Genomic DNA, 17,629 nt, shown 5'->3' with positions numbered 1-17,629 from the left:
GCACTCGCCTATTTTATTTGAATTCGTATTGAACTGTATTAGCGATACCTTTTTCCAGTGTGACTGGTGGTGTAAATGAGGTATCAGCAATGTAGTTTGATTTAAATTGTGTTCTTGCACAGAATTTTTTTACTCGAATACTACTGACTGGAAACTCTTTACCTGTCACTTTAGAAAGAATGTCAAAACAATAACCACCTAATATCCCAATTGGGTAAGGAACTCGGATATTGGATTTTGGTTTATCTAACGCACCACAGATTACAGTGGTTAGTTCGTTCATGGTAAAGTCAGGTTTATCAATATAATTGAAAACATGTTTTCCAGTTGTAAACGTGGTTGCAAAATAAATAAAGGCGGCAACATTTTCAACATAAGCCATCGATTTTTGATTATTCCCTGCACCGATCATTAAGAAACGACCAGAAGCAATTTGGCGGAATAAATTATAAACATTACCACGGTTATTTTCACCAAAAACAACCGTTGGGCGTATGGTGACTAAAATATTATCCGCTGACTTGGCTTGCCATGCATCATAGACATATTCGGCTTCAAGTTTTGATTTGCCGTAGTCATTAAACGGATGGTATTCACCGTCTTCGCCAGTTTCTTTTTCAACAAAACCATAAACAGCGACAGAAGAGGTAAATACAATATGTTTAATGCCAAGTTGTTCAGCCACATCACAGACATTTTTAGCACCATCCACATTCACTTCATAGTAAAGGCTTATTGGGTGCACATTGTCTTTATGTTGAGCAGATAAATTAATAATAACATCACTGCCTTTTAATGGCTCAATAAGTGTTTCAGGTTTGGTCACATCACCAAATTCCCATTTTTCAGGATGAGCTTCGCTTTTTTGAATATCAACAATTTTGAAATCGATATTTTGGGACTTTAATTGATTAGAGAGACGGGTGCCGATAAAACCGGAACCACCGATGATAGTTAGCATACTATTCCTTGACTAAATTAAGATAGTGTTCAATTGAAGATGAAATATCAAATAGCTCTTTACTGTTTTGTGCTGCCTGATAATATTCATTATAATTATTTATTATTTTAGCTAGATTTTCTTTTAAGCTACTAAGGTTGTTATCAAATAATAATCCATTCGCATTAGTTCCTGTTTGGTAAATTAGTTCCCCACAACCGCCAACTGAGCTTAATAATAATGGTAGGCCTGCTGATCCTGCTTCTAGGGCAGACATAGGTAGCCCTTCACTTTCAGAACACAAAACAAATATATCAAAATCATTATAATCTCTAAAATTGCTAATTTCTCCTAACATAGTTATATTGGCAATGTTCTCTTGTTGTTTTATCAAACTCGTCTTAAGCGGGCCCGAACCAACCACATAGAAATCAATGTTAGGGAAATATTCAGCTGTATCAATAAATAAGTCAGCTCTTTTAGGAGGGGCTAACCTTCCAACAAAGAGAACTTTCAACTTTTGATTAATTAGCTTTTTTTCAGGCATCGGAGATATTTTATTTTGTATAGTTAGTAGTTTTCTTTTTGATATTTTTAACTTGTTAATTGCATTGTTATAATCCTTATTAGATACACATAGAATAGTATCAGTTATTAAAGAAAACAGCCTTTCTATGTTACAAAAAATAAAACTTAATTTTCCACCATTATAAATGCAAGACCATCCATGAGAAACATATATATGCTTATGATTATACATGAGTTTTGATAGTCTTGAATGAATCCCTGCATTGGCTGAACTGGAAATAACTATATCGGTGGAGTTAGCCTTTAGTCTTTTTGCTATTTTAAAACTAGCTTTAAAATTAATAAAACTATTAATTTCAGGAATTATAGCAATATCATTTGGCTCAAATTGATCTGTTAACCAACCGTAATCAGAAGTAATTAATGTACACTTGTAGTATGGGGTAAGAAGCTTTTTAAGCTCTAGTATCCATGCTTGTGCTCCACCAATCTCTGATTTAGTTATTATAAATGTGATTTTTTTCATATGTTAAATTTTTCTTTTATGTGAAATAATAAAAATCAATAGTATAAATAAATTGAAGAAAATAAAGGTAGGAGATGATATTTTTATCAAACAAAGAAATATTAGTGTTTTTTCTTTTATGTTAAAATTAAGGTTTAATATTATTGCTATTATAGTAAATGATAATAATAAACCTAAAGGTAATCCAAATAAAATAATTAATGAGCCGAAAAATGTTAAATCATAAAGTGCTTCATAAAATGTTGGAGCGGATATACTTTTACCTGTGAATCCATAACCTAAATATAGTAAGTGCTCATTGTTTATTAAGTTTTGAATAATAGTAAGCTTAATATTATTGCTTGAGTCATCTCCAGATTTGAATATTAAGTATCTGTCTAATAACTCAGGTAAAACAAATAAAACAAAAGGGATTATCAATAATAATATTAATAATGTATTTTGTCTTTTTAAGAAGGCTATAAATAAGAATACGGTTGCCAAAAATATACCTAGAGTAGAGAGTGTAAGGCAGCAACTAATAGAACCAATAAAAAAAACAGTATCAAATTTCTTTATAAAGAAAAAATATAATGTCATTAAAGCTACTATAACACCGGAAATTATAGATGGTTCGGCTGTTAAACCTGATGCCCTATATACACTATTTGAATATGATGTTCTGGATTCGATTCCACCAAGTAAAACTGAATAGTCTAGCTTGTAGTGAAAAAAATAATATAGAATAAATTGAATAATAACTGAAAAAGAAAGTATCAGTATGGCGAGCTTTAAACTTTTTATAAGCGTGATTTCATTAAATGAATTTATTTTTTTATATAATAAAAAAGTACAAAATATCCAAAAGCATACTCTAATTGTTTGAGGCCATAACAATTCTTGATAAAGAAGATAATTGGTTTGTATAAAACTCCAAAGTAATATTATAGCTATCACTAACAATGTTAAAAATAGATTACGTACAGATATATAACCATGACTAATAAATAAAACAGAAGAAAACAAGCCTAAAAATATTATTTGGAAGCCATAAACAATCACTGGAGAAGGTAGTATAATTGTAAATAATAATATAATAGTAATAAGTGTTATATTATTTCTAGTACTATGGATATTAGAATTATTATTTGATTTCATCAAAATTCTTTTTCGTGTAAATTTTTAACCAATTATCAACAATTATATTGAGAGAGAAATTATTGTTGATATGTTCTTTAGCATTTAGTGTAATTTTTTTTACTTCTTCAGGAGTCATTGAAATAGCTTGTAAAATAGAATTAGCTAGAATGTCACTGTTTTTAGGTGGAATCAGGAAACCATGATTCCCTAAAACCTCTTTAACACCTCCACAATCAGTTGCTATTACAAGCCGTTCACATGACATTGCTTCTGCTACTACTAGCCCAAAGCCCTCCCATGCAGAGGGTAAGATAAATAGGTCACAAGCCGACATCCATTCATGAACATTATTTTGTATACCTAAAAAAGAGACTGTATCATCAAGGTTAAGTCTAGTTGTCAAATTATATAATTCATTTTTTAATTCACCATCTCCAATAATTAATACTTTTATTTTAGTGTCTGATATTTTTGATAGAGAATATAATAGATTTGGGTAGTCTTTTGCTTCAGTTAATCTGCCAACAGATAATAATACTATGGTATCATTATCTAGTCCTAGCCTATTCCTAATTTCAATCCTATTCCTTTCAGAAAAGATATACTTTTGAGTGTCAATTCCATTGTATTGTTTAATAATTTTATTTTTGCTACTTGCTTTTTTTTCTAAGAAAATATCAACAGCTTCCTGGCTTACATTAGTTGATAAATCAGCTAGAAAATCTGTTAGCCTATACGACAACATTTTTAATTTTCCTCCCTCATATGTATTATGCATGGTGGAAATCAAATATTTCATAGGAGTAGTGACTCGCAACAAACGAAAAAAAATATTCGCGTGAATCATATGGCTATGAACGACATCAGGTTTTATTTTGTTGATTAATTTTCTTGCTGCTAGGTAAACTTTAAAAAGACTAAATATTTTTTTTTCTAGATTAAGATAATATATGGTAATTTCTTCACTACTTGGTTTTAATTTTGAATTGTTTGTCAATGAGATTATGCTTACTTTATGTCCTTTCAATGTATACTGATCTGCTAAGTCACAAATTTGCTTTTCAGCTCCTCCCATTCCTAGCCCTGTAGTTGTTAAAATAATATTCATAGTAAATCCCTATAAAATTTTAGTCCAAAGAGGTAATATATTTTCCACTGTAAATCGCTTTGAATTAATAATTGAGTTTTTTTCTAGTTCTTTATAAAACTCAGGGTTTTTATCGAAAATATTTATTGCATTTATAATTTTTAATGCTAATTCATTTATATTTTCGCATTCGCATAGCCAACCTGAAATATTATTCCTAATAATTTCACTTGGGCCTGCATCACAGTCAAATGAGATAACTGGTAACCCACATGACTGAGCTTCTAAAATAACTAAGCCAAAGCCTTCATATCTTGAACTTGAAACTAAATAGCTTGATAAATAATATTCTGCTTCGATTTGATATGTAGTTGGGGCTATTTCTACGGAATTGTCTAATTCTAATAAATTTATTAAATTAGTTAGATTATATTCATCCTCTCCTGAGCCTATAATTTTTAGACACCAGTCCGGGTATTGTTGATTTACAATTTTCCAAGAGTGAATTAGGATGTCAAAGCCTTTTTGGTGGGTTAATCTGCCAACGGCTAAAATACACTTTTTTTTATTAATATTTAATCTTGGGATATTACCTTGAAGTGTTATTGGGTTAGGAATAGCAATAATGTTTTTCCCTTTAGTATGTTTAATCCAAAGACTTTTATCTCGCTCAGTTAAAGTAATAATAATATCTGAGAATTTAGCGGCTATGTTTCGTATAGGAATACGAATTTTTTTTCCTAGTGTAACGTTATAGTTAAAGTGTTCCCAGCTAATATGTTTGATATTACTGATCATAAATAATGCAGGGATAGTATATATTGATAGCATTGTATCTACATCTATAATAATATCAATATCGTTTTTGCGTAAATAACGTCTTAATTTAAAAATAGTACTTGGTAATTGAAATAGTGTCTTATATTTTTTTTTGTTAATCTGGGATGTTTTTATTTCTTTACATAAGGGAAAAAAAGGCTTCTCACCAGAATGTAGGGTGAGTATACTAACATTATAATTAAGTTTGGAGAGCTCATTTGCAATTACAGACGTTATTCTCTCAGTTCCACCTGAGTTATTTAAATTTCCAATGAAAAAACAAACATTAAGCATTTCTATGTATTCCAAAATTATAGGTTTTCATTAATAACTTTCTCTACATTGGTACAAAAAGATTCAGATGATTCATATATGTATATTGATTTTTTATATAGGTTTTCGTTATTTATTTTTTTTAAGTATTGAATGAGGGTTTCTATATTATAGATAATGAAGGAGTTTAACTGGCTGTGATCTAATTCAAAATACATAGGCCTTGTATAATTTTTATAAGAGTATGTATCTATTCCGATAAGATTAGATGTATATATATAATCGAAAATTACGGATGAAAGATCACTAATTAATCCAGAAGATTCAGATAGCATGCAATATAATTTACTTCCCATAAAATCAGGGTTATCTGATTTTATTATTTTTATATTATTGTAATCATATGAGGAAAAATCTACTTCATTAAGTATATCGAAAGGATGTAATTTTATATAGAGAATTAAATTTAAAGAAGAAAGAGTTTCGTTTAATAAAAAAAAATCTGATAAGGATAAGAAGCTTATATGGCCATTTAAGATTTTTCCATCATCAAAAATTTTATTTGATGATGGTTGTTGTCTTGATTTAACAAATGTTGGCATCCATATTACTATTTTTTCTTTACACTTAAAATTATTTGATAGTGTAGAAGATGATCTTTTTGTAAGCCAATCATTTCGAGGTAATCCCGTAGATACAACTTTACAGTTTTTAGATGCGATACTTCTTATCATTATTGGAGTAAAGAAATCAGATCCAGAAATTAATATATCTTGTTTACAAGGGGTTTCATTTATATCTTTTCCAATTTTTTTTATTGGGCTGCCATGCCATAATGATACTATAAGTGGGTATTTGGAAAAATTAAATTTTTTATAGCCTGAACCGTGAGTGTTTATATGAATTTTTGAAATAAGAGAATAATATATTTCTTTAAGAGAATTTATTCTTATATACTCTATATTTTTTATCTTTTCTATTTGTATTATTTTTTTAGCAAACACCTCATCTTTTATAACCCAAATACATCTATATTTATCTCTAATATGATAGTAATATGCTAGTGCATTATCGGAAATGTCAGGTGTACTATAAAATAAAATTATATTTTTTTTCTTAATAAAAATGTTTATTACTTTAAAAGTAAATAATAAGATATTTTTAATTTTTAACATTAGGTTGTTTTTTTTCCTTTTTTACTATCATTAAATATAAACAAACTCTTATTATCATTACAATTGTTTCTGTCAGTAGAACAGAGCAAGCAACAGTATATGCAGATATATTATCGGTTCTAAATAAATATAATAAACTAAAAATTTGCACGAAAAATCCAACAATTGTTGTCTTATTTGGTATATCCAATCGGTTAAATACTGCAAAAGCAGGGTAACCAAAATTAACACCAATAAAATTAATTAGCGTGCATATTATAAATATGTTTAATACAGGATAAGCCTCGTAGAAGCTATCTCCATAAAAAATAGTAATAATTTCTTTTGATAACAATAAACAAGCAATACATAGCATAAGTAGTGGAATTGAAATTATAGCTATAAATTTATATAAAATGTTTTTTTCTCCCGTTTTTGCAATATATGGGAAAATAGCTTGGCTTACAGGGGAGGTTATGCTTTGTCCTGCTTGATATAGTTTTTCTGCACTAGAAAAGATTGCGGATTGATGTAAACCGGAAAGACTTCCAACTATAAAAGTACTAGCTGAGGTGTATACTGATACAGATGCTCTAGAAAAAAAATATGGAATACCTATTTTTAATATTTGAATAGTATAACTTAGTGGGGGGAGCTTTATAAAATATTTGTTTAGATAAATAGATACAAGGCTAAGCACTGATGCAATAATATTTGAAGTAAGTAAGCATATAAGTGTTGTGGTAATATCATTCTTATCTTTAACTAGAAGAAAAACAAGAATAATATAAAAAATTTTAGATGTAGCCATAAAAATAGTAATGTTAAACATCCTTTCAATTCCTTGAAAAAACCAAGTAGGCTGAAAGGATTGAAATATTACTATCAGTGACACTAGTATTATATAACTATTTTTATCTTTTATTGGCAACTCTGTTATATATTTTATATAGTAATATAAAATAAAAATCAAAAAAAAGATTAGTATAAGTTTTATAACTAGCACTGCACCGATATGATTAGCTACTTTATTCTTGTCATCTCTATTTATTGATATCCAGTGAGTAGACGAAATATTAAAGCCAAAATCGGTGATAACTAAACAAATCGAAATCATCGATATGGTTAGCATTAATAAACCGAACCCATCTATACTCAATGTCCTACTTAAATATGGTAGCACCAGTAATGGTGATAGATAGTTAAAAAATTGTATTAATGTTAATGAGAATATGTTTTTATAGATTCGGTTCATTGGCCTTTAATGAGATTTACCTAGATTATTTTAAATTAGAAATTATTTTTATTGCGGATATCATTTAATGTACTATTTATTAATGTACTTGAAGTCCCTTGCGTATATGGAAAATAAATGACTTTGCATCCGACTTCTGCTAATTCGTTCTCGTGCTGTTGCCATTTTTCAGTTGCATACCAGTCATCACCTACAAATAAGTATGATGCTTGACATTTTTTAGCAGCGGCAGCTTTGTCCATATTATTTTGTGGAATTGCAACATCTACATAGCGACAAGCACGAATGACCTCTATTCTTTCATGATATGGAATAACTGGTTGTTTTCCTTTGTATGAGACAAGTTCATCTACAGTGACGCCTACAATTAATTTATCACACATTGATTTTGCATTACGAAGTATATTTACGTGACCAATATGAAATAAATCATATACACCACTAGTATATCCAATAATCATTTGCTTAAGACCTTTAAATTTTCTTTAAACCATAGCTCATAAGAACTTAGTTTTTCTTCATTTGGGAATATTTGCTCTAAGTTAACAGGGAAACCGACTTTCTTTTCGTAAGCAAAGTCGTGCCCCATATAATCACTTAATAGTTCTCGTAAAGGAACTTTACCTAATTTTGTATCCATTAACGATTTAGCGCTATACTTAATTGCAACATTAAATACATGTTGATTAGCTATTGGCTCTCTACCTTCAACTCCAGCAGCCATTAGGGCAAAATCTAATCTTCTAAATAAGACAGGCATATGATAACGAATAAAGAACCATCTGACTTTCTCGAATGTATTTTCTATTTTTGTATTATTAAATAGTTCTTGAAATTTATTATATAGATAAGAATTTTTCTTCGGTGGAATATAACAGTACATTTCTAAGAATATATCTATATTGAATTCAATAGCTTCACTAGCCCACTTAAAAATTCGGTCATATCCAGCAAAAAACTCATCAGCACCTTCCCCGGATAATAAAACTTTTATACCATCTTTAGCTGCTTCTTTTGAAATTTGGTATAAGAGCACTTCATTGGGAACAGATAAAGGTTCCCCACGGAGGTTTAATAGATAATTGAAATCATTAAGGTATTCTGAAGGAGTACAGGTAATTAGCTTTAGATTGTCTATATTTTTTGACCGTAAATATTCAAGATCAGCATCGCCCTCGAATCCAATAGAGTAATAATGGTCAAATCCACCAATTGATTTCAATAAATTGCTATCGATTCCTTTACTAAGTAATAAACCTATAGGAGCATCAGAAATTTTTCTAGAATTAATGCCTTTGGTTATTGCTTCCTGTAACTCATCTTTTGATACGCTATGATACTCTCCAACTAGATAATTGGATGCATCGAAGTAATACCCTGTAATTAAACATTGCCCAGGGTTTACTTGAAATACATTTTCAAAATATGAGCCACAAAAAATCGGAGATCTTGTTGCTTTATATTCATCAATACTATTCTGGTTTACACCTAAGCAAAATAAATTTTTTAAAGTATTTGGTTCCGATGAGAATGCAAAATATTCTCTATCCTGATAGTAGAATAATGGTTTTACACCAAATCTATCTCTTGCAGCATATTCAATTTTATTTTGGTTATTTATATATACAAATGAAAAAAAACCATCTAACTCGGGAATTGATAATACCTTGTTTTTTATTAATTCGCTTAGTAGAGTAGTATCGCTTTCAAATTCTTTTTTAAAATATTTATGTCCGAGCTCTTTGTAATTTAGAATTTCTCCATTAAATACTAGCATCCCACCGTTAGAATCTCTGACAGGTTGATTAACTCCAGAATTTAAATCAATAATCGATAGTCTAGAGTGATAGGCCATCCAACTACCATTTTGTACTAGTCCTGATGCACCATCAGGTCCTCTGAACCTTAATGTGTTTTCTAGTATGCATTCATGCTCTTTTTTATTTATAGAGGGATGGTTAGTTATAAAAAATCCACACATTCTTGGTTTGCCTTTATCGTTATTTTAATTCTAGAATTATTATGTAACTATTATGAAAACAACCCATAGCTACCGCACTGGGTTGTCGGGTCCCAGAGCACCATTGAATTTGTAAATGTATACTTATTAATTGAAAACATTGCATTTTTTGCTAACTTGTTCAATTGATAAGCATAGCTTATTGTTTTTTGACTGCCAAAGGGTATGCCTCAGCATTTATTTGGTCAAGTAAAAAGCGCTTAATAATACCATTAAAGCTAGTTACTGACTATCACTGTGATAGTGTTAGGGAATAGTCCTAATGGGAATAGCAATGAAATAAATTATTTTAAATTATCAGGTTATAATCCTATTCTTACGCTTTGTATGTGATTATATATTTAAGTTAAGTTATTCTTTATATATCATTGCCTTTAGTGTGGGTTTAATAAAAACGAGATGCTTATATCTCCATATTTATCCTAATTTAGAGTAGTAATAGATTAATAAAATGCTTAATTGGTCATGTTAATTCACTTGGCAATCGGTAGAAATTATATGTGTAATATATTTTTGACTAGGATGACAATTTTTTTTGGATAAAAAAACGGATTATGCCAAAACATAACCCGTTTTCGATTAAATATACTCAATGTGTGCCAATTACCACTTAAACGGCACGTTTACTGTAACGGCTGCGCCTAAGTCATTGCGTGTTTCGTAATCAGTTTTAGATACCCAAACCTTCGCGTCAGTGCTGATGTCATAGTCAAAGTTATGCCACCAACCGAAATCAACACCTTTGATGGTTTCTGATTTAGGGAATAACTTGTTGCCATCAAAGTTAGATTTATTCACTTTCGCATACATGAGGCGGGTGCTGACACGGTTGTCATCATCGAGAGTGTATTCCACTTTGGTCGTGAGCATGCGCCCGTCACCGCCCATTGCGTGGCCTAGTGATGCACCTTGCTGATAGTAGCCCTCAGTATAGATAAAGTGGCGATACATGACGTTATCTTTATTCCACTCTGTGTGGGTGTTCGCGCCTTCAATATACCAATTTAGTGGCTGGCCCCATAAGGTGTGGTAGCCTTCGATACCACCCATAAAGGCGTTTTTCGATGGGAAGAGGTTAGCCTCGTCTTCACCCACCATTTGGCCATATAAGCTGACAGGTAAGTCGATTAATGGGTAAAGTTTTAGTTTGAAATCTAAACCGGCCAGTTGGTTACCTGGGTCATCGTGATAGTCACCGGTATTATCTCTACCGCCCATCGCATTCCAGAAAGAATTCCAGTTATTAGGGCGGCCATCGCCTCCCCACATGACCACGCGTGAACCACCGAGTTCGAAGAAATCAGTTGGGTTCATGGTCATGCGCAGGCCAATCAGTTTAGTATTTTTGGGATCATACTGTTTGAATTGTGCAGCTGTTAACTGATATTGCCATGAACCAATCCAAGAAAGCCATGGTGTTTCAAATGGGCTTTGGTCTGCACGCTGAATTAAGAAACCGGTCATAGGGCGTGCGGCATCAGTACGAATTAAGCTACCGTCGTGGCCAGGGCCCCACCATTGTGGGATCTCACCAAAAGTTACCCACTGGTTCCAAATTTTTACACCACCATATGAACCATTGAGGTTGTAATCAGAACCATTTTCAACGCGTAAAGCACGTTCGCCATTCGCGGTGAGGTTTAAGTCTATATCGTCAGTACTGTAATTGCCTGAAACTGTATAGCGAATATCACTATATTCACTTTGAGCAAAGCCTTGTGGCATTGAGTTGTGGCTAGATGCAAGGTGAGTTTCTAGTTGAACACTGTTTTTCTTACGGTCAAGGTTCTTTTTAATGCGCTGAATAATGGCTTCTTGTTCGCTATTAGTAATATTTGCATTATTTAAAGAACGCGTGATTTCTTCTTGGGACAGTGGCCAAGTGGATAAGCTAATTTGAATAACGTTACGTTCAGAAAGCCAAGCAAGGTCACTGCGTAAGTTGTTATCTGGTAGAACTAATCCCCCTGCAATGCTTTGTGCACTGATGGTTCCGAGCACAGCAAGTATTGCTAGCTTAGTGAGCTTGAAATTTTTCATTGATAAATCCATTTGAAGTTGAGTTCGCCTAATATTGAACAGGTTAATAAATGAAAACCTATAAATAGAGTTAAAATATGATTATTATCCGCCACATTATAAGTATCTTAATTTGCATTGAGTTGGGCTTCTGTGCTTTCTATTAACTCAGCTATCACACTTTAACTAAGTAATAACAGAATATCAGATTAATATGTTAGGTATAGGAATTAGTAACATCTTAAGATGTAAAGCGATATGCTTTTTACTAGGCTAGTACGTTGCTAATTTCAAAAATTCTTTTCTATTATTCTTTTTTTTGCGTGTGAAAAACAGCAAAATAGAGTTTTATATTGGTTAGGTATTTAGGGATTGTTGTTTCTAGATGCAATATAGGACTATTCCCTATTAATAGGTATAAGTTGACTGAAAAAATAAACCCCCATATTGAGAATGAAAATAAGGGGGTTTATTTGTATGAATAAAATTAATTTACCGGCCGTGTTCAGGTAGCCAGATTTGTAACCTTAAACCACCTAATGGGCTATCATCAGCCTTCACCCAACCTTTATGTTGTGTTATCGCGGTTTCAACAATTGCAAGGCCTAAACCAGTCCCACCCGTCTCCCTGTCTCGAGCTTCATCCGTGCGGTAGAATGGACGGAAAATGTGCTCACGGTCAGCAGGGCTAACACCAGGGCCATCATCATCGACAGTGATTAAAATACCGTTATTTTCTTCTTTGAAATCAACGGCAATGTGCGTGTGCGAATAGCGTAGCGCGTTGCGCACAATATTTTCAAAAGCACTCCCGACAGCAGAAGGGTTGCAATATAGCGGCCAAGGTCCGGGGTTAGAAGTGACCTCGAGGGTTTTGTTCATTTGTTCGGCTTCAAAGCTAGCGTCATCTAAGATATCGCCCCAAAGTTCATCGGCTTTGATATTTTCACGCAAGATCTCGTTTTTGTGCTGGCTACGAGATAGCACCAGCAAATCGTTAATCATGCTATCTAGGCGATGGGTCTCGGTTTCGATGCGTTCTAACTCTTTACTTTCCCCATGGCGACGGCGCAATAAGGCTGTTGCTAGTTGTAAGCGTGTCAATGGAGTTCGTAATTCATGAGAAATATCAGAAATTAAGCGTTGCTGTGCGCTAACCATACCATCAAGGGCGCTGATCATCTGGTTAAAGCTATTCCCAGCAGACAAGAACTCTTGTGGGCCGGCTTCTAGCTCTGGGTGTGGCCGTAAATTTCCTTTCGCCACATCGTCGGCCGCCATTTTTAACTTACGAGCAGGGCGGGCAAGACTCCAAGATAGCCATAATAATAACGGAGCACTGATCAGCATTGTGGCAATCAGTAATAAGAAAGGCCTATCAAACAATAAGTTAATAAAGTCAGATTGCGGGCTGCTTGCTGGGCGAACTAAATATAGCTGGTAGTGGTCTTCCCCATCGCGAATGGAGAATGGCCCGAGGATTTCAGCTCGTCCATATTTTTTCTTTTTCGGGTGATCTGCGTTATCGGACTGGCCAATAAAGTTACGTATCACCTGCATTTCACTTGGCATAGCACCAATCACACGGCCTTCACTGGTGACGATAATCAACCGTTGGCCGGGAGGTGCCCATTTTTTGATGGCGTTAGAAATACGCCGCCACCAAAGTAGGTCATTCATCGGAGCTTGTGCGAGTTCGGCTTCAATATGCTGCTCAAGCATCTCCCCTTGGCGTTGTTCACTTTCCATAAGGACGGTGATTTGCCGAGAGTCGAGCTTGGGCACCATCAGCACTAGCATTAATACTAGTGCGAGGGTAAACCAGAAGATCGCAAAGATCCTTGCGGTTAAGCTGTTGATCATGTGGCAGAAACCATTAAGTATCCACGGCCACGTAAGGTTTTAAACCACGGCTGGCCATCAGTGCGTTCCGGAAGTTTGCGGCGTAAGTTTGAAATATGCATATCAATAGCACGGTCAAACGGTGTTAAGCGCTTCCCAAGTACTTCTTGGCTAAGGTGTTCACGAGAAACAACTTGGCCTAGGTGCTGTGCGAGCAGATATAACAACGTAAATTCGGTACCTGTTAAGTCCAAAATTTCATCATCAAAGCTGGCTTCTTGGCGGCCTGGGTTAAGTTGCAGTTTATCAACTTGTAAAACAGGGGTATTGCTATTGTCGCCTTGGGTTTGCTCGCTCCAGTTAGAGCGGCGTAATAAAGCACGAATACGCGCTACCAGTTCACGGTCATTGAACGGTTTAGGTAGATAGTCGTCTGCACCTAATTCTAGGCCCAGAACTTTATCTAGCTCACTACCGCGAGCCGTTAACATGATTACGGGGGTCTGATGGATTTGGCGCAGTTCTTTTAATGTCTCAATACCATTTTTTTTCGGCATCATGACATCAAGTAGTAACAGGTCAATGGATGAGTCAATTTGCTGTAATGCCTGTTCACCATCATAGGCGATGACAACATTGAAACCTTCCATTTCCAGCAGTTCTTTTAATAGCGACGTGAGTTCACGGTCGTCATCAACTAATAGGATTTTATGCATTTTTTAAGTCCTCCAACTGCCAAAATACGATAACAATCTGTACGATTCCATGACTTTACGTTCTTTTACATGCTCTGACGCTAGTTTGCAGCCACAGGTGTATATTTGTTCACATTGAATCACGAGCACAGTTCGGAGACAAGGTGTCAAATGCTGAGAACAACACATAGCAAAGTACATAATACAGTACATAAAACCGCAATGTTAGTTTTAGCTTCTGCGTTTGTGTTCGGGCCAGCGGTTGCTTTTGCAGAAGAGCCACAAAGTGCTGCAAATGAAAGTTCAACACCTTTGATGTTACAGATGCAGTCCGAGCCAACTACTACGCCGTCAGGCAATGCGGTTGTGCCCTTTCAACATCATGAGTTATTTAGCAGTGAAGAACGTGCCAGTACCTTTATGTTTAATGGTATCACGTTAAATGAAAAACAGCGCCAGCAATTACGTGATTTAATGGCAACACAGCGCCATTATCATGTTGATAACACTGCTTTAGTTAAAGAACGTGAAGCGCTGCACAAATTAATTATAGCGGATAGCTTTGATGACAAAGCGGTTCGTGAAGAGCTTGAAAAGCGAATGCAAAAAGAACTGGAACAACGTGTTGAAATGGCTCGAATTCACCATGAATTGTACCAGTTGTTAACGCCAGAGCAGAAAACTGAGCTTGAAAATATTCACCAACACAAAATGGCGGAATTTCAAGCGATGCAGTTTCAGTAAATTTAGTTGTTAGTACCTGTAGTAATGCCTGTAGTAATGCAAGTTAGTTAGTTTCATATATTGAGTTCCATAGTAAGTAGTGAAGTAGCAGTAAGTGAAGTTTTTCCTTGCCATAGACACCATCCCTGTCTTTTATAGCCCCTGTTAGGGGCTTTTTTTTTGTTTCTAAACTAGTCCTTTATTCATGGTTGTTAACTATAGTTGACAACTAAACGAAGATTGCTAAGATAAAAACATAAAGACAAGGAGCAGTCTTATGATCACGGTTCTAACAACGGAATGTTTTGATAGTTGGATCAAAAATCTTAGAGATATTCGAGCTAAAACTAAAATTCTAATGAGAATTAGGCGGTTAAAAAATGGAAATTATGGTGATGTTCAACCCATTGGTGATGGCTTTTCGGAACTGAGGGTACATGAAGGACAAGGGTATCGTGTTTATCTAAAGCAGAAAAACAATGTTATTGTAATTTTACTTTGTGGTGGGACAAAGGCAACGCAGCAGAAGGATATCCATAAAGCTAAACTCCTTTTTGGTGAAGTTGAGGGGGAACTATGAATACTAAATTAAAAGAATTTGATATCGCTGAGTATTTAAACAGTGAAGAAGAAATACAAATGTATCTAAACGAAATTCTAGAAGAAGGTGACCCTAGTCTAGTTCTCGCTGCACTTGGTGATATTGCAAAGGCAAGAAATATGAGCCAATTAGCTAAAGAAGTTGGAATGAGTCGTGAAGGTTTATATAAGGCGCTATCAGGACAGGGAAATCCAACATTTATGACGATTATAAAAATCGTTAATTCTCTCGGATTAAAGCTACAGTTTAAGAGTATCTAAAAAATAGCTTATCTATGATTAGGCTAGCCATTAGCTAAGCTCACTATAAAAATAACGTATCCACCAAAGTAGGGTTCACTTTATGACTCAGATATTAACGACGCAAGATTATCGCAATATGCCTTGGAAAAATGGCCAAGGGTCGACACTTGAATTGGCACGCAGTCATGGTGAAGGTTTAGATGATTTTGATTGGCGAGTGTCTATTGCAGATGTTAAAGCGGCGGGAGCATTTTCGTTTTTCCAAAATCGACAACGTATTATTGGAGTATTGGAAGGGGAAGGACTTACTTTACATGTGGATAAGAACCCTGCGGTGACGTTAAAGCAAAAAGAGTTTTTTGCTTTTAATGGGGAAAGTGAGGTTTATGCGGAGCTTATCCAAGGTGCAATTCGTGATTTTAATGTCATCTATAATCCTGAAAAATATCAAGCCCGCTTACAATGGGTGAATACTGTGCTTATTAACTCTTGGGTCAGTGGAGCAAGTGAGATCTTAATTTTTAATATTACCCCTAATTTGGGGGTGACTATTAATTCAGATTGCTTTTATTTAAAGCCATTCGAGACTCTACTAATCAAAGAAAATCGAGAGAATCTACAATTTACTATTGAGCAAAATACAGAAAATGATTTTTGCATTATTGAGTTATTTATTAAATAGTTAGAATTTTTTTACTCTAAATTTAAGTACTATTTGTATGAAGCTTATATAGTACTTATTATTGGAATAATATTCTGCCCATTTTGCAATTTTAGTCAAAACGTTATCAAATTCATATATTAGATAATTATGGCTTTATTCCTATTGTTATTTTTCGCAAAATTCATAGTCTTTAGCGTTGTTAAAAAATAATACCTATATACTAAAGGAAAATGTTCTATGAAGATGAAAGCGCTTGTGGCAGTTGCTGTTTCTGCTGTCATTTTAACGGGTTGTAAAAATTTAGACCAAGGGATGTTGACTAACTCAGGTATGCAATTATTCCAAGCGGCAACACTGAGTGATGCAGACGTTAAAAAATTCAGTGATGAATCATGTAAAGAAATGGATGCGCAAAACAAAATTGCACCAGCCTCTAGCAAATATGCAAAACGTTTAGATAAAATCGCAAAAGCACTGGGCAACGAAGTTGATGGTACCCCAGTAAACTATAAAGTTTATATGACTAGCGATGTAAACGCATGGGCGATGGCGAATGGTTGTGTACGTGTATACAGCGGCCTGATGGATGTGATGAATGACAATGAAGTTGAAGGTGTTTTAGGTCATGAAATGGGCCACGTTGCATTAGGTCATACACGTAAAGCTATGCAAGTTGCTTATGCAACAGTTGCTGCACGTACTGCTGCATCATCAGCGGGTGGCGTAGCAGAACAACTGAGCGCATCACAAGTTGCTGCACTGGGTGAAAAACTGATTAACTCACAGTTCTCTCAGCACCAAGAAAGTGAAGCTGATAACTTTTCTTACGATTTACTGAAAAAACGCGGTGTTAAAACTGAAGGTTTAGTTACTGGTTTTGAAAAATTAGCGAAAATGGGTAGCAGTGAAACAAGTATGTTTGATTCTCACCCACCATCAAGCGAGCGCGCACAAAACATCCGTGACCGTATTGCTGCTGACAAAAAATAATATTTAATTATTGATGTTAGTTGGATGTCGTTCTGGTGTAGTAATGTGATGATATATTGCTACACCAATCACTTATTCCCTGCTGTTTATCTCAATATTACTTTTCTTATATTACAAATCAGAACTTATCCC

General features: G+C 34.1%; 17 protein-coding genes. 5 read left to right on the top strand and 12 right to left on the bottom strand.

Annotation, left to right across the window (positions count from 1 at the left end; genetic code table 11):
• Nucleotides 1-13: 13 nt before the first annotated feature.
• The 12 genes from PSE83_RS12225 to cpxR all read right to left on the bottom strand — a co-directional run bounded on the left by PSE83_RS12225 (nt 14) and on the right by cpxR (nt 14,298).
• Nucleotides 14-961, bottom strand: coding sequence for an NAD-dependent epimerase/dehydratase family protein (locus PSE83_RS12225; RefSeq protein WP_109912514.1), 948 nt, complete (start codon nt 959-961; stop codon nt 14-16).
• A gap of 1 nt (nt 962) precedes the next feature.
• Nucleotides 963-1,994, bottom strand: coding sequence for a glycosyltransferase (locus PSE83_RS12220; RefSeq protein ID WP_272660885.1), 1,032 nt, complete (start codon nt 1,992-1,994; stop codon nt 963-965).
• Nucleotides 1,995-1,997: 3 nt separating this feature from the next.
• Nucleotides 1,998-3,131, bottom strand: a complete 1,134-nt coding sequence (locus tag PSE83_RS12215) for a hypothetical protein (RefSeq protein WP_272660884.1) — start codon at nt 3,129-3,131, stop codon at nt 1,998-2,000.
• Complete coding sequence (locus PSE83_RS12210; RefSeq protein WP_272660883.1) at nt 3,118-4,221, bottom strand: glycosyltransferase; 1,104 nt, start codon at nt 4,219-4,221, stop codon at nt 3,118-3,120. Before PSE83_RS12210 ends, PSE83_RS12215 begins: the two co-directional genes overlap by 14 nt.
• A 9-nt stretch (nt 4,222-4,230) precedes the next feature.
• Complete coding sequence (locus PSE83_RS12205) at nt 4,231-5,313, bottom strand: glycosyltransferase family 4 protein (protein WP_272660882.1); 1,083 nt, start codon at nt 5,311-5,313, stop codon at nt 4,231-4,233.
• 17 nt (nt 5,314-5,330) lie between these two features.
• A complete protein-coding gene (locus PSE83_RS12200) occupies nt 5,331-6,467 on the bottom strand; it encodes a CDP-glycerol glycerophosphotransferase family protein (RefSeq protein WP_272660881.1) in 1,137 nt (378 codons plus the stop codon).
• The gene (locus PSE83_RS12195; RefSeq protein WP_272660880.1) at nt 6,454-7,701 is read right to left on the bottom strand and encodes an oligosaccharide flippase family protein; all 1,248 of its coding nucleotides are present in this window, start codon (nt 7,699-7,701) and stop codon (nt 6,454-6,456) included. The genes PSE83_RS12200 and PSE83_RS12195 overlap by 14 nt, the downstream gene beginning before the upstream one ends.
• A gap of 35 nt (nt 7,702-7,736) precedes the next feature.
• The gene (locus PSE83_RS12190) at nt 7,737-8,162 is read right to left on the bottom strand and encodes an adenylyltransferase/cytidyltransferase family protein (RefSeq protein ID WP_272660879.1); all 426 of its coding nucleotides are present in this window, start codon (nt 8,160-8,162) and stop codon (nt 7,737-7,739) included.
• Nucleotides 8,159-9,682 carry an asparagine synthetase B family protein gene (locus PSE83_RS12185; RefSeq protein ID WP_272660878.1) on the bottom strand — a complete coding sequence of 508 codons (1,524 nt, stop codon included), beginning with the start codon at nt 9,680-9,682 and terminating at the stop codon, nt 8,159-8,161. The genes PSE83_RS12190 and PSE83_RS12185 overlap by 4 nt, the downstream gene beginning before the upstream one ends.
• Before the next feature lie 642 nt (nt 9,683-10,324).
• Complete coding sequence (locus PSE83_RS12180) at nt 10,325-11,761, bottom strand: capsule assembly Wzi family protein (protein WP_272659296.1); 1,437 nt, start codon at nt 11,759-11,761, stop codon at nt 10,325-10,327.
• Nucleotides 11,762-12,232: 471 nt separating this feature from the next.
• Complete coding sequence (gene cpxA / locus PSE83_RS12175; protein WP_004265222.1) at nt 12,233-13,603, bottom strand: envelope stress sensor histidine kinase CpxA; 1,371 nt, start codon at nt 13,601-13,603, stop codon at nt 12,233-12,235.
• Nucleotides 13,600-14,298, bottom strand: a complete 699-nt coding sequence (cpxR, locus tag PSE83_RS12170; RefSeq protein WP_004265224.1) for an envelope stress response regulator transcription factor CpxR — start codon at nt 14,296-14,298, stop codon at nt 13,600-13,602. Before cpxR ends, cpxA begins: the two co-directional genes overlap by 4 nt.
• Before the next feature lie 150 nt (nt 14,299-14,448).
• Here cpxR and PSE83_RS12165 point away from each other — a divergent pair, with 150 nt between their 5' ends.
• The 5 genes from PSE83_RS12165 to PSE83_RS12145 all read left to right on the top strand — a co-directional run bounded on the left by PSE83_RS12165 (nt 14,449) and on the right by PSE83_RS12145 (nt 17,497).
• Complete coding sequence (locus tag PSE83_RS12165; protein ID WP_004265226.1) at nt 14,449-15,021, top strand: Spy/CpxP family protein refolding chaperone; 573 nt, start codon at nt 14,449-14,451, stop codon at nt 15,019-15,021.
• 256 nt (nt 15,022-15,277) lie between these two features.
• Nucleotides 15,278-15,580, top strand: a complete 303-nt coding sequence (locus PSE83_RS12160; protein ID WP_096863599.1) for a type II toxin-antitoxin system RelE/ParE family toxin — start codon at nt 15,278-15,280, stop codon at nt 15,578-15,580.
• Nucleotides 15,577-15,861 carry an addiction module antidote protein gene (locus tag PSE83_RS12155; protein ID WP_004265229.1) on the top strand — a complete coding sequence of 95 codons (285 nt, stop codon included), beginning with the start codon at nt 15,577-15,579 and terminating at the stop codon, nt 15,859-15,861. The genes PSE83_RS12160 and PSE83_RS12155 overlap by 4 nt, the downstream gene beginning before the upstream one ends.
• 82 nt (nt 15,862-15,943) lie before the next feature.
• Nucleotides 15,944-16,525 (top strand): HutD/Ves family protein, encoded by a 582-nt coding sequence (locus PSE83_RS12150; RefSeq protein ID WP_272660877.1) that lies wholly within the window; start codon nt 15,944-15,946, stop codon nt 16,523-16,525.
• Between the two features lie 219 nt (nt 16,526-16,744).
• On the top strand, nt 16,745-17,497 hold the full coding sequence (locus PSE83_RS12145) for a M48 family metallopeptidase (RefSeq protein ID WP_004265231.1): 753 nt from the start codon (nt 16,745-16,747) through the stop codon (nt 17,495-17,497).
• The last annotated feature ends 132 nt before the right edge of the window (nt 17,498-17,629 follow it).

Source organism: Providencia sp. PROV150 (genome assembly GCF_028481025.1).
Taxonomy (GTDB): domain Bacteria; phylum Pseudomonadota; class Gammaproteobacteria; order Enterobacterales; family Enterobacteriaceae; genus Providencia; species Providencia hangzhouensis.
The sequence above is the reverse complement of the archived record's forward strand: the minus strand, read 5'-3'. Positions and strand labels throughout refer to the sequence as shown.